10 protein-coding genes are annotated in these 13,017 nt (G+C 62.6%); 5 read left to right on the forward strand and 5 right to left on the reverse strand.

All coding sequences use genetic code 11. From position 1 onward, the window contains the following. Positions 1-37 precede the first annotated feature (37 nt). The gene (gene serA, locus AB8A23_RS23370; RefSeq protein ID WP_439060470.1) at positions 38-1,300 is read right to left on the reverse strand and encodes a phosphoglycerate dehydrogenase; all 1,263 of its coding nucleotides are present in this window, start codon (positions 1,298-1,300) and stop codon (positions 38-40) included. A gap of 379 nt (positions 1,301-1,679) precedes the next feature. Here serA and AB8A23_RS23375 point away from each other — a divergent pair, with 379 nt between their 5' ends. The 5 genes from AB8A23_RS23375 to AB8A23_RS23395 all read left to right on the forward strand — a co-directional run bounded on the left by AB8A23_RS23375 (position 1,680) and on the right by AB8A23_RS23395 (position 9,027). Next, positions 1,680-2,876 (forward strand): NAD(P)/FAD-dependent oxidoreductase, encoded by a 1,197-nt coding sequence (locus AB8A23_RS23375; protein WP_439060469.1) that lies wholly within the window; start codon positions 1,680-1,682, stop codon positions 2,874-2,876. A 157-nt stretch (positions 2,877-3,033) separates the two neighbouring features. Further along, complete coding sequence (locus AB8A23_RS23380) at positions 3,034-3,891, forward strand: FAD binding domain-containing protein (protein WP_439058088.1); 858 nt, start codon at positions 3,034-3,036, stop codon at positions 3,889-3,891. Then, a complete protein-coding gene (locus AB8A23_RS23385; protein ID WP_439058087.1) occupies positions 3,888-6,242 on the forward strand; it encodes a xanthine dehydrogenase family protein molybdopterin-binding subunit in 2,355 nt (784 codons plus the stop codon). The genes AB8A23_RS23380 and AB8A23_RS23385 overlap by 4 nt, the downstream gene beginning before the upstream one ends. Further along, complete coding sequence (locus tag AB8A23_RS23390) at positions 6,239-6,718, forward strand: (2Fe-2S)-binding protein (protein WP_439058086.1); 480 nt, start codon at positions 6,239-6,241, stop codon at positions 6,716-6,718. Before AB8A23_RS23385 ends, AB8A23_RS23390 begins: the two co-directional genes overlap by 4 nt. After that, positions 6,715-9,027, forward strand: coding sequence for a xanthine dehydrogenase family protein molybdopterin-binding subunit (locus tag AB8A23_RS23395; RefSeq protein ID WP_439058085.1), 2,313 nt, complete (start codon positions 6,715-6,717; stop codon positions 9,025-9,027). Before AB8A23_RS23390 ends, AB8A23_RS23395 begins: the two co-directional genes overlap by 4 nt. Here AB8A23_RS23395 and AB8A23_RS23400 read toward each other — a convergent pair whose 3' ends face one another. The 4 genes from AB8A23_RS23400 to AB8A23_RS23415 all read right to left on the reverse strand — a co-directional run bounded on the left by AB8A23_RS23400 (position 9,028) and on the right by AB8A23_RS23415 (position 12,949). Continuing rightward, complete coding sequence (locus tag AB8A23_RS23400; RefSeq protein ID WP_231080959.1) at positions 9,028-9,489, reverse strand: MarR family winged helix-turn-helix transcriptional regulator; 462 nt, start codon at positions 9,487-9,489, stop codon at positions 9,028-9,030. It abuts the gene before it with no gap. A 69-nt stretch (positions 9,490-9,558) separates the two neighbouring features. After that, positions 9,559-10,287, reverse strand: a complete 729-nt coding sequence (locus AB8A23_RS23405) for an ABC transporter ATP-binding protein (RefSeq protein WP_439058084.1) — start codon at positions 10,285-10,287, stop codon at positions 9,559-9,561. Next, positions 10,287-11,054 carry an ABC transporter ATP-binding protein gene (locus AB8A23_RS23410; RefSeq protein ID WP_116660388.1) on the reverse strand — a complete coding sequence of 256 codons (768 nt, stop codon included), beginning with the start codon at positions 11,052-11,054 and terminating at the stop codon, positions 10,287-10,289. The genes AB8A23_RS23405 and AB8A23_RS23410 overlap by 1 nt, the downstream gene beginning before the upstream one ends. Continuing rightward, on the reverse strand, positions 11,051-12,949 hold the full coding sequence (locus tag AB8A23_RS23415; RefSeq protein ID WP_439058083.1) for an ABC transporter permease: 1,899 nt from the start codon (positions 12,947-12,949) through the stop codon (positions 11,051-11,053). The genes AB8A23_RS23410 and AB8A23_RS23415 overlap by 4 nt, the downstream gene beginning before the upstream one ends. Between the last annotated feature and the right edge of the window lie 68 nt (positions 12,950-13,017).

Raw genomic sequence — 13,017 nt, forward strand, 5'->3', positions numbered from 1 at the left:
CGTCTATTCCATGTCGTTCGTTGAGCAGAACCAGGGCTCAGTCCTTGTATTCATACAACAAGCGCGCGCGGATCGTACCTTCCAGCGCCCTAATATCCGCCAGCACCCGCTCGCTATCCGCCGCCGATGCATCGGCATCGAGGACGACATAGCCGATGTCGTTGTTGGTCTCGTAATATTGCGCGGCGATGTTGACCGCATGGCGCGCCAGCACCTCGTTCAGCCGTCCCAGCATGCCCGGAACGTTGCGCTGGACCTGGATGAATCGGGTACCTGACGGGCGCGCCGGCAGTTGTACCTGCGGGAAGTTCACCGTACCCATAGTCGACCCGCTGTCGCTGTAGTCGATCAGTTTGCGTGCGACTTCCGCGCCGATGCGCTCCTGAGCTTCTTCGGTGGAGCCGCCGACATGCGGCGTAAGGATGACGTTCTCCAGACCCTGCAGTGGGGTCACGAAGCGCTCCTGATTGGAGCTGGGCTCGACGGGGAATACGTCGACGGCCGCACCACGCAATTTGTCCTGGCGCAGTGCATCGGCCAACGCATCGAGATCGACCACGGTGCCGCGGCTGTTGTTGATGAAATAGGCGCCGTCCTTCATGGCGGCGAACTCGTCGCGACCGATCATCCCCTGCGTGGCCGGTGTCTCCGGCACATGCATGCTGACCACATCGCTCTGCGCTAGCAGTTCCTGCAGGCTTCCTACAGGTTCGGTGTTGCCGTGACGCAATCGATCGGTGTGATCGTAGAAGATCACGCGCATGCCCAGTGCTTCCGCCAGGTTCGAGAGCTGCGAGCCGATGCTGCCGTAACCGACGATGCCGAGCGTCTTACCGCGCACTTCATAGCTGTTATTGGCCGATTTCTCCCAACCGCCTTCATGCGCCAGATTGGAGCGCGAGATGATCCGGCGGAACAGCATGACGATCTCGCCGATCACCAGTTCGGCAACCGAGCGCGTATTCGAGAACGGCGCGTTGAACACCGGAATGCCACTACGGCGCGCCGCGTCGATATCCACCTGATTGGTGCCGACGCTGAAGCAACCGATCGCGATCAGCCGGTCCGCGGCATCGAGCACGTCCTGGGTGATCTGCGTGCGCGACCGGATACCGAGAATGTGTACGCCCTTGAGTGCTTCCTTCAGCTCATTGCCACCGAGCGCCTTGGAGAGCCGCGTCACGCTCGAATAGCCCGCCGCCTCGATCAGCTCGACCGCGCTGTCGTTCACGCCTTCGAGCAGAAGGATTTTGATCTTGTCTTTCGGGAGGGAAAGCTGCGGCAAAGGCAGGCTGTTCATGGTCACGGTCGCGGCGTCCTTTGAGCAATGAATGAGATAGAAACCACGCTGGAGCGGTAAAGCCCCGGTTGGTCCGGCTCACATCGTCTGGTTTGGTTTGGCGCCTGTTTAACGTCACCGCGCCGATCTTGCTACGGGTATCTAACTCATTGAAATCACTTATCTCTGATCCAAGGTCATAGAGAAGCCGGCTCGGGACCGCGCTGTGGCCTGCGAGAATCTGGAGTAGCCGATCCGCCTGCGCGATTTCGCAAGGAACGGAACAGGACCCGGGAAATTGTCACGTGACTTCAGTACGAGGCGCGGACAGCGCCTTGCTTCCCCAGCCTCATGGTGCCCCATTTCCGATCTCGATCCCGATACCACCGAGCATGCTGATTTGCGCGGCGGACATTCGCCGTGGTTTGCCGGCCTGCAGCATGCGCCCCGTCAGCCCCTCACCGAAGACATCACATGCGATGCCCTGATCGTCGGCGGCGGCATCACCGGCGCCCTGATGGCCGAGCAACTGACGCGGCAGGGCCTGGATGTGGTGATCGTCGATCGCGAATTGCCTGGGCGCGGCAGTACAGTAGCGAGCACGTCGATGCTGCTGTGGGAGATCGATCGATCGCTGCAGGAGCTGACACATCTCTATGGCTATGAGCGCGCCGCGCGTGCCTATCGCGCCAGCTATGACGCCGTCCATGGATTGAAGGCGCTGGTCCGGACGCTCAACCTGCGATGCGACATGCGCGCGAAGGACTCGCTCTATCTTGCCGCAGGCGAGAGTGCCAAAGGGCTGATCGAGGAACACGCGCTTCGCGCGCGCGCCGGCCTGCCCGGCACACTCCTCGATCACAAGACCCTCCTGTCCGAATACGACATTGCCCGGGCGGGTGCCATCATCTCGCCGGACTCGGCAGATTCCGATCCATTGCAACTGGCACTGGGGCTGCTGAATGTCGCGACAGCGCGCGGCGCGCGATTATTCGAGGCGGAGACGGCCGCGTTCGACTCCGCAGGCCACGCCGTCGGCGTTCAATTGACTGACGGCCACACCATCGAGGCCTGCCACGTCGTGCTGGCCACCGGCTATGTGATGCCCGATATCGTGCACACAACGGTACAGAAACCCTCTTCGAGCTGGGCGATCGCGACGAAGCCGCAGCCGGACAGACTCTGGCGCGACGGCGTGCTGATCTGGGAAGACAGCAAGGATTATCTCTACGCCCGAACCACCGCATCCGGCCGCATCATCATCGGCGGCGAAGACAGCGACGAGATCATCGATCCCGATGCACGCGACGCCCTGATCCCTGCCAAGGCACGAGCGCTGAAGGAAAAGCTCGCATCACTCTGGCCACGTGCCGAACTTACCATCGACTATCGCTGGGCCGGCACTTTCGACACCACGCGCGATGGGCTGCCGCTGATCGGACCCGTGCCCGGCCATCCGCGTCTCTATGCCGCCTATGGTTATGGCGGGAACGGAATCACCTTCAGTTATCTCGCAGCGCAACTGATCGGCGGGATGATCGCGGGCAAACGCTCGCCATTGCTGGATGACTTCGCGCTGCAGCGCGATATCGCCTGAAACTTAGCGCGCTCGACTCGGCGAATTCAGCTATCCCCGTGTGATCAAAACGCAGGCGGCGAACGCCCCGTTTTGCGTCAGCGACACTGATTGACTTCCAAAAGACGATTGTTAGCATACAAGTGAATTTTGGCCCTCCTGCCCGGGGTTTTTCCATATGAAGCCGGCGCCGTTCACGCGACACGTCCCACGCACCGTGGATGAAGTTGTGAGTGCATTGGCCGAGTTTGCGCCGCTCGATGGCCGCATTCTGGCGGGCGGCCAGAGCCTGGTGCCGATCATGGCGTTCCGCATGGCGCGGCCAGCACACTTGATCGATATCAATGAGGTCGAAGGGCTCGACCGCCTCGCTGTCGACGGCGACTATCTCTCGATTGGCGCGCGGGTGCGCCACAGCGCATTCCACAAGCCTTTCATCGACGGTCCGCTCGGTAAGCTCCTCGCTTTCGTGGTCAGCCACATCGCGCATTATCCGATCCGGATGCGCGGCACGTTTTGCGGCAGCCTCGCCCATGCCGACCCTGCATCGGAGTGGTGCCTCGTCGCGGCAACGCTGGACGCCAATCTAGTGGTGAAAAGTGTGCGCGGCGAACGCATCGTGCCCGTCACCGATTTCCTCGAAGGCATCATGTCGACATCGCTGGCCGAGGATGAGTTCCTCGCCGAAGCGCGGTTGCCGCTGCTACCCGACGATACCAAATTCGGCTTCTACGAATTCAGCCGCCGTGCGGGCGATTTTGCGATGTCTGCCGCACTCGTTACCTATCGCCTTGTTGATGGCATGATCGCCGATGCGCATGTCGGCATCGGCGGTGCCGAGGATCGCGCGCGACGCATTCTCGAAGCCGAAGATGTCTTGAACGGTAACGCGCCCTCGCCGGACCTGTTCGTCGCCGCCGGTGAAGCCGCAGCGAATGCAATCGAACCCCTGGAGGATATTCAGACCACGGCCGAATATCGCTGCGATCTGGTCCGCGCCGTGACGCGCCGCGCGCTGGAGCGGTCGACGCAATGACGATCCACACCAAGGGCACCGGCACGACCTGGGTTGGGCGCTCGATCCGCCGGCTCGAAGATCCCGCCCTCGTCACCGGCCGCGGCCGCTTCACGGCGGATATGCCAGCCACACACTGGGTGCGCTTCGTCCGCAGCAGCGTGGCTGCCGGAACGATCGAGAATATTACGGCACCAGAGGGCACAGGCATCGTCACGGCCAAGGACCTCGCAAAGCTGAAGCCGATCCGGCCGATGCTGAGCAAGTTCAATTATGTCGCGGTCGGTCAGCCGATCCTTGCCGATGGAGTCGTGCGGTTCACAGGTGAGTCCATCGCGGCCGTCTACGCGTCGAGCAAGGATCAGGCGGAGGACATCGCCGATCAGGTCGAGGTCGAGATATCCGAAGGCGCACCGCTGATCGACGCGATGGATGCGCTCGCCGAGGACGCTCCGCTGGTTCACGCCGACACCAAGCACAACGTGATCGTCGAGGGTCGCATCGCGACACCCGGCTTCGAGGATGTTTGGAAGACCGCACACAAGGTGCTGCATGTTGAAGCGCGCTCGCACCGTCAGAATGCGACGCCGATGGAGGCCCGCGCAGGTCATGCCTCCTATGACGCATCGACCGGTCGCGTGACACTGACCTGCACCACACAGATGCCGCATCTGACGCGCACGGCGGTGTGCGACATCCTCGGCATTCCGGAATCGGATCTGCGTGTTATCGCGCCTGACGTCGGCGGCGGCTTCGGCCAAAAGATGTCGCTGGCGCCGGAATATGTGCTGCTGGTCTGGCTGGCGCGCAAATTGCGCAGCTCCGTGGCCTGGACCGAGGATCGCCGCGAAAACCTGATTGCGAGCTTTCACAGCCGCGATCAACACGTCCAGCTCGAAGGCGCATTCGACAAGAGCGGAAAGCTGCTCGCTTTGCGCGGCGACATTGTCGCCAATATCGGCGCCTATTCCTGTTTCCCGACGACCTGCGGCGTCGAGCCCTTGATGGCACTGGCCGAGCTCCCCGGCCCCTATGACGTCCGCGCCTATGACTGTCGCTCGCGCGGCGTGATGACCAATACCTGTCCGATGGCGCCCTATCGCGGCGTCTCGCGGCCGGTCATCACCTTCGTGCTCGAACGCTTGATGGACAAGGCTGCCGCAGCCTTCGGCATAGAGCCGACCGAACTACGCCGCCGCAATCTGATCGACAAGTTCCCCTACACGTCGGCGACCGGGCTCGTCTTCGATGACGGTAGCTACAAGGAAACCATGGAGATGGCCATCAAGGCCATCGACCTCGACGCATTCCGCAAGCGCCAGAAGCTCGCGCGCGATGCCGGCCGCTATCTCGGTATCGGCTTTGCCACCTTCTCCGAGCGTACTGGCTATGGCAGCCCGGCTTTCGCGGCACGCGGGATGGAGATCACTCCGGGCTTCGAGACCGTGTATCTGACCATCGATCCCTCGGGCTTCGTCGAAGCGCGGATCGGCTCGTCGCCGCATGGCCAGGGACTGCGCACATCACTGGCGCAGATCATCGCCGACGAGATCGGCATCGATCCGGAATTCATCAAGGTCGTTCACGGCGACACAGACCGCTCGCCCTATGGCTGGGGCACATTCGCCAGCCGCTCTCTGGTGCTGTCGGGCGGCGCCAGCCTGCTCGCCGCGCAAAAGATCCGCGCCAAACTGCTGAAGATGGCGAGCCGTCTGCTGGAAGCCGCGCCCGAGGACATCACGCTGCAATCCGGATCGGCGCATGTCATCGGCACCGATCGCTCCGTCACCATCGCGTCGATGGCGCGTGCGGCCTATCACCAGACCCACATCTTCAAGGGCGAGATCGAACCGGGCCTCACCGAGACCGGCACCTACGATCCGTCGGGCACCTTCTCCAACGCCTGCCATGTCGCGATTGTCGAGGTCGATATCGAGACCGGCCGCGTCGAGATGGAGAAATTTCTGGTCGCGGAGGATGCCGGGCTGATCATCAATCCGATGATCGCCGATGGTCAGGTCCATGGCGGGGTCGCTCAGGGCATCGGCAACGCGCTGCTGGAAGAGATCATCTATGACGAGACCGGCAACATCCTGACCAGCACGCTGGCGGATTTCCTGCCGCCGACAACGCACGAAATTCCCGAAATCGAGCTGCATCACGTCGAGACCCTAACCGGTAACTCCATCACCAAGGCCAAGGGCCTCGGCGAAGGCGGCGCCATCGGAGCGCCGGCAGCGGTGATCTCGGCGATCAATGATGCGCTCTCGCCATTCGGAATCTCCATCGATGAAATGCCGGCAACGCCGCAGCGTATTCGTGCGGCCCTGCGCAGCAGCGGAAAATTGCCAAGCAACGGAAAACTTGCATGAGCGACAAGACCGACATCACCCTCATCATCAACGGTCAGTCCCACGCCATTCGCGTGGAGTCGCGCCGGACGCTCGCCGACGCGATCCGCGAGGACTGTGGCCAGACCGGCACGCATATCGGTTGCGAGCACGGCGTCTGCGGCGCGTGCACCGTGCTGGTGAATGGCGAGCCGGTGCGCTCGTGCCTGATGTTCGCGCAGCAGGCGGACGGCAAGCAGATCCGCACCGTCGAAGGCCTCGCCGATGGCGACGAGATGCATCCGATGCAGCGCGCCTTCATGGAGAACCACGGCCTGCAATGCGGCTTCTGCACACCCGGCTTCCTGATGCTTGCCGTCGGCGTGCTGGAACGCGAGCCGGATATTTCCGACGAGAATCTGGTCGACGTGCTCTCATCCAATCTGTGCCGCTGCACCGGCTATCAGAACATCATCAAGGCGGTCCGCGCCGCCGCGGTGGAGATGCGCCAGTCGTGACTCCTGCCGCCAAACCGGGACTGGTTGGCCAATCCGTCACTCGCAAGGAAGACGGCCCGCTGCTGCGCGGCCAGGGCAAGTTTGCCGCCAATATCAATTTCCCGAACCAACTCCATATGCGTGTGGTGCGCTCGACCTACGCCCACGGCAATATCGTCTCGGTCGATCTCGCGCCGGCTCTGGCGATTCCGGGCGTGGTCGCCGCCTGGAGCTTTGCCGATGTCTCCGAGATTCCGCCGATTGATTTCCGTCTGACGCGGCTGGAGCAACTCGCCGCCTATCGCCAGACCATTCTGGCCAAGGACAAGGTGCGCTATGTCGGCGATCCCGTCGCCGTCGTGTTCGCCGAAGACCCCTATCTTGCCGAAGATGCCGCCGAGCATGTCGAGGTCGAGATAGAAGAACTGCCGGTGATCCTGCAGGCCGATGGCGAGGTCGGCGAGTTCCGCGACGGACTACCGACCGAGACCGCACTGATCGAGAAAGGTTATGGCGACGTCGATGGAGCGTTCGCCAAAGCGCATGCCTTAGTCAGCCTTTCGCTCTCCATCGGCCGTCATTCCGGCGTTCCCCTGGAGACGCGCGGGGCCATTGGCCGTTACATCGCCGAGACAGACATGCTGGAAATGTACGGCGCTGCGAAAGTGCCGCACTGGAATCGCGACCAGCTTGCGAAAATGTTTGGCCGCACCGCCGAAAACACCAATCTGTTCGAAGGTCATGTCGGCGGCGGCTTCGGCATTCGCGGCGAGATGTATCCCGAAGACGTACTGGTGTGTCTGGCCGCGCTGCGCCTCGGCCGCCCCGTGAAATGGATCGAGGATCGCCGCGAGCATCTGATCGCGGCCAATCACTCGCGGCAGCAGACCCATCACATCCGCGCGGCGATCGATCGCGACGGCAATATTCTGGCCATCGACAACGAGTTCTTCCACGATCAGGGCGGCTATATGCGCACGCACGCCGCCACCGTGCCCGACCTCGCCGCTGCGATGCTGCCCGGCCCCTATCGCATTCCCGCCTATCGCGTGCTCGGCCATATCCGCCTGACCAACAAGACGCCTGGCGGCACCTATCGCGCGCCCGGCCGCTATGAGAGCACCTTCGTGCGCGAACGCTTGCTGGATGCGGTCGCGGCCAAAGTGGGGATCAGCGGCGTCGAGGTTCGCCGCCGCAACCTCATCGCGACCAGCGAGATGCCGGTCACGCGTGCATTGGAAACGCTCGGCACCGACATCGTGCTGGATTCAGGCGACTATCCAAAGTTACTAGACAAGGCGCTGAATGGCATCGGCTGGGACGACCTGCAGACGCAGATTACGTCGCGTCGCAAGGCGGGCGAACTGGTCGGCTCCGGTGTCGCCATGTTCGTCGAGAAAAGCGGTCTTGGCCCATTCGACGACGTGCGGATCAATGTGGGGACCGACGGGCTCGTGGAAGTCGTCACCGGCGCCGCTTCGGTCGGCCAGGGCGTCGAAACTGTCATCGCTCAGATTTGCGCAGAGAAACTCGGCGCCAGCTATGACAATGTCAGCGTGATCCACGGCCAGACCAACCGTATCGCCAGAGGCCTCGGCGCCTTCGCCTCACGCGTCTCCGTGATGACGGGCGAAGCGACGCGGCAAGCCGCACTGAAGCTGCGCGACAAGGCTCTCGCGGCCGCAGCCGAATTGATGCAGTTGACGGCCGATCAACTCGATATCGTCGATGGCGAGATTGTCCGCCTCGATGGCGGTACCGGTCCATCGATGACGCTCGCCGAGATCGCAAAGGCGCTGGAACCGGGAGGCAATCTGGTTGGTGATAGCGAACCTGGCCTGTTCGCCGAAGCGTCGTTCGAATCCAAGCATATGACTTACCCATACGGCGTCCATGTCGCCGTCGTCTCGCTCGCCCTCGACACTGGCGGCATCAGCGTCGAGCGGTATCTTGTCGCCTATGACATCGGCAAAGCGATCAACCCGATGCTGGTCGATGGCCAAATCGTTGGCGGCGTGGCCCAAGGCATCGGTGGTGCGCTTTATGAAGAGTTCACCTATGACGACCGCGGCGAACCGCTGGCGGTAACCTTCGCCGACTATTTGATGCCGACGGCCCGCGAAGTACCTGATGTCGAAGTGATCATTTCCGAAGATGCGCCGAGCCCGCTCAACCCGATGGGACTCAAGGGCGCCGGCGAAGGCGGCACCAATGCCGTCGGCGCGGCGATTGCAGCGGCGATCGACGACGCGCTCGGCCAACCCGGGGCTATCACGCAGCTGCCGGTCTCGCCGCAGCGCGTGAAGGCGCTGCTCAACGCCAAAGTCTGATCAGGTAATCTTCTTCAGCAACCGCGTCAGCGTGCGCTGCTCTTCGGCCGTCAACGGTCGCAGCGTCTTGGCGCTGACCTCCGCTGCAACGCGGATTGCCGCATCGACCACACGGGCGCCCTTCTCGGTCAGCGACACCGCACGGCGACGGCGATCCGTAGGGTCGCTACCGGTGGTGATGAAGCCGCGCAGGCCCAGCCGATCCACCACGCCCTTGATGGTCGCGGCATCGAGATAGACCAGCCGCCCCAGATGGTTCTGTGAACTCGGGCCGACCTCATGCAGCTTCGCCAGCACAGCGAATTGCGTCTGGGTCAGATCCTCGATCATGTTGGACATGAAGATGGAGGTGTGGCGCTGCATCGCCACGCGCATCAGGAAGCCGACCTGGGAGTCGAGGACATAGTCCGGCGGCGTCTCCGCGGCCGGAAGGGCCTTCAGCTTGGTCGGTTTCTGCGCCATGTCGTCCCCGATGATCTCTTGCTAGTTATGAACGATCTTCGGTTGCCGCGACAGTTGAAGTTTTGGTCGTTACACCGTCAAATAAGCGCGTTGAATGTCAATATTCTCCGCAAGCTCGGCCATCGTGCCATTCCATTGGATCTGGCCCTTTTCGAGGACATAGGCCCTGTCCGAGACCAGTTCGGCGAAATGCACGTTCTGCTCCGACAGCAGGATCGACACTCCAGCCTTTTTCAGTTCGAGAATGGTATTGGCCATCAACTCGACGATCAGCGGGGCGACCCCTTCGGACGGTTCATCGAGCAGGATCAGCAGCGGATTGCCCATCAGCGTCCGCGCCACGGTGAGCATCTGCTGTTCGCCGCCGCTCATCCGGCCGCCCGGACGGTTCGGCATTTCGCCCAAGTTTGGGAACAGCGCCAACAACTTCTCCTCGGTCCAGACCGGCGCCGGCACGCCGTCGCTAAACTTGCGTGGCGGCTGGCGGCCGATATCGAGATTTTCCAGCACCGTCAGATCGGAGAAGATGCGGCGGTCCTCCGGCGTGAAACCGAGGCCGAGCCGCGCGATCTCGTAAGGCTGCCGGCCGGAGATATCGTGGCCATCGAACCGGATCTTGCCGGTAGACTGCGCCATCAGCCCCATGATGGCCTTCATGGTCGTGGTCTTGCCAGCGCCATTGCGGCCCATCAGTGCAACGACTTCGCCGCGCCCGACCTGCAGGCTGAGGTCGTAAAGGATCTGCGCGGCTCCGTAGGACGCACCGAGATTTTCGACCGAGAGCATCGGGGCGCTCATCAATGTGCCTCCGATTTCTGGAATGTCTTGCCGGTGCCGAAATACACTTCCCTCACCTGCGGATTGTCGCGGATCGACTTCGCATCGCCGTCGGCGATCAGCCGGCCCCGCGCCAACACGATGATGCGATCGGCGAAGGCGAACACCACATCCATCGAATGTTCGGTGAACAGCACGGAGATGCCCTTCTCGATCACCAGACGTTTCACCAGCGCAATCAGGTCGTTGCGCTCCTTGGGCGCCATGCCGGCCGTCGGCTCGTCCATCAGCAGCAGCCTTGGATCGTTCGCGAGCGCAATCGCAAGCTCGACGCGCTTGACGTCGCCATAAGCCAGTTCACGGCTCGGCCGATCAGCGGCATCCTGCATGCCGACCTGGGCGAGTAGTTCCAGCGCGCGTTCACGATGCAGCGAGGATGCCGGCTTCCACAGCCGGTAGACCTGATTGGCGTGGGAGATCAGCGCCATCTGCACATTCTCGATGACCGTCATCGAGTTGAAGGTGGCGGCAACCTGAAAGGTACGACCGATACCAAGGCGCCAGATATCGCGCGGTTTCCTGCCGTTGAGCTTGGCGCCCTCGAACCAGATCTCGCCGGAATCCGGCGGCAACTGGCCGTTGATCATGTTGAAACAGGTCGACTTGCCGGCGCCGTTGGGGCCGATCAGCGCGAGGAATTCACCACGCTTGATATCGAACGAGACCTCATTGACGGCGCGCACGCCGCCGAAGGATTTCGAGAGCGAGCGAATGGCGAGGTCGCTCATGATGCGGCCTTCGATGTTGTCTTTCGTCGCGAGATCAGCTTGACGAAGCCGCCGACGATGCCACTCGGGAACGCAAGCACCAGCAGCAGAATGATGCCGCCGAGCAAGGCCCGCCAGTATTCCGTCGAACGCATCATGAAATCCTGCAGCACCGCATAGACCGACGCACCGACAATCGGGCCGGTCAGCGTCTGGATGCCGCCGAGAAGAACCATGACGAGACCATCAATGGAGCGGCTGACGCCGATGGTCTCCGGCGAGATCGAGCCCTTAGCAAAGGCGAACAGCCCACCGGCAATGCCGCAGACTGCACCGGCAATGGCGAAAGCAAGCCAGTGTACGCGCTTGACATCAAGACCGATCGCTTCGGCGCGCAAGGGAGAGTCACGCCCTGCCCGCATCGCGTAACCAAATGGCGCGAACAGGAATTTGCGGAGCAGCAACACGCCGAGTGCGGCGAGCGCGAGTGTCAGGAAATAGAATGCTCCACGGCTGTCGAATGGCGCCGACGGCCACACCCCGAGCACGCCGTTGGAGCCACCGGTCAGCGTCTCCCACTGGAACACGGCCGCCCATACGATCTGGGCGAAGGCGAGCGTGAGCATCGCCAGATAGACACCGGACAGTCGTACAGCGAACCAGCCGAACAGCAGCGCGCCGACCAGCGCCAGCACTGGCGCGGCTGCCAGTGCGAGCCCCATCGGCGCCGCAAACCATTTCACCAGCAGCGCTGCGCCGTAAGCACCCAAGCCAAAATAGGCCGCGTGGCCGAACGAATGCATGCCACCCGGCCCCATGATGAAATGCAGGCTCGTTGCAAACAGCACGGCAATCAACACGTCGATGCCGAGCACGAGCGTATAGGGCGAGCTCTTGGCGATCAGCGGCAGGCATACGAGGACAACGAGAAGAATGAGGCCGGCAATCTTCGTGGAAGTTGTCGCCGGACGTAGCGGCTCTTCGGGCTCCGCGACACTGCGCACAGCCACCTGCTCCCGACCGAGCAAGCCGTAGGGCCGTGCGATCAGCACCGCGGCCATCACGAGAAATTCGGCCACCAGCGTCAGTTTGGAGAAATTGACGGTGAAGCCGCCAAAATTCACGACGCCGAGGCCGATGCACAGCGCCTTGACCTCAGCGATGATGACTGCGGCGAGATAGGCGCCAGAGATCGAACCCATGCCACCGACCACGACGACGACGAAGGCGTCGCCGATCACGATCAGGTCGGTCGCCAGCGTCGCCGGCTCGCGTGCAATCTGCAGCGCGCCGCCAAGGCCAGCGAGCAAAGCGCCGAGCGCGAACACGCCCGTGAACAGCATGGCCTGGTTGACACCGAGCGCGCCCACCATCTCACGGTCCTGCGTCGCTGCGCGCATCAACCGGCCGAAGCGGGTCTTGGCCAGCGCCAGATGCAGCATCCACAGCACGAAGGGGCCGACGAAGATCAGGAAGATGTCATAGGTGGGCAACCGACGGCCGAGCACCTCGACGGAGCCGGTCAGGCCTGGCGCGCGCGGGCCAAGCAAATCCTCAGGACCCCAGATCCACAGCGTCGCGTCGTTGATAACGAGCACCAGCGCGAAAGTGGCGAGCAATTGAAACAGCTCAGGCGCGCGATAAATCCGCCGTAGCAGAAGGATCTCGATCGCGGCGCCGATCAGGGCCACCAGCAATGCGGTCAGAACAATGCCGCCCCAGAAGCCGACGGCACCGCCGACCTTGGTGGCGATGCTGTAGGCGATATAGGTCCCGATCATATAGAGGGACCCGTGAGCGATATTGACGATCCGGGTGACGCCGAAAATCAGCGACAGCCCGGCGGCCACGAAGAACAGGCCGGAGGCGGCCGACAGGCCGTTCAGCGCCTGAAACAGAAACGCGTTGAAACTCATCGGAGGAATCCCCCTCCCCGCGTTGAACGTGCGGGGAGAGTATCAACGGCGATCATCGTCGTGCTTCC

Source organism: Tardiphaga sp. 619_E2_N8_4 (genome assembly GCF_051810905.1).
Lineage (GTDB): Bacteria > Pseudomonadota > Alphaproteobacteria > Rhizobiales > Xanthobacteraceae > Tardiphaga > Tardiphaga robiniae.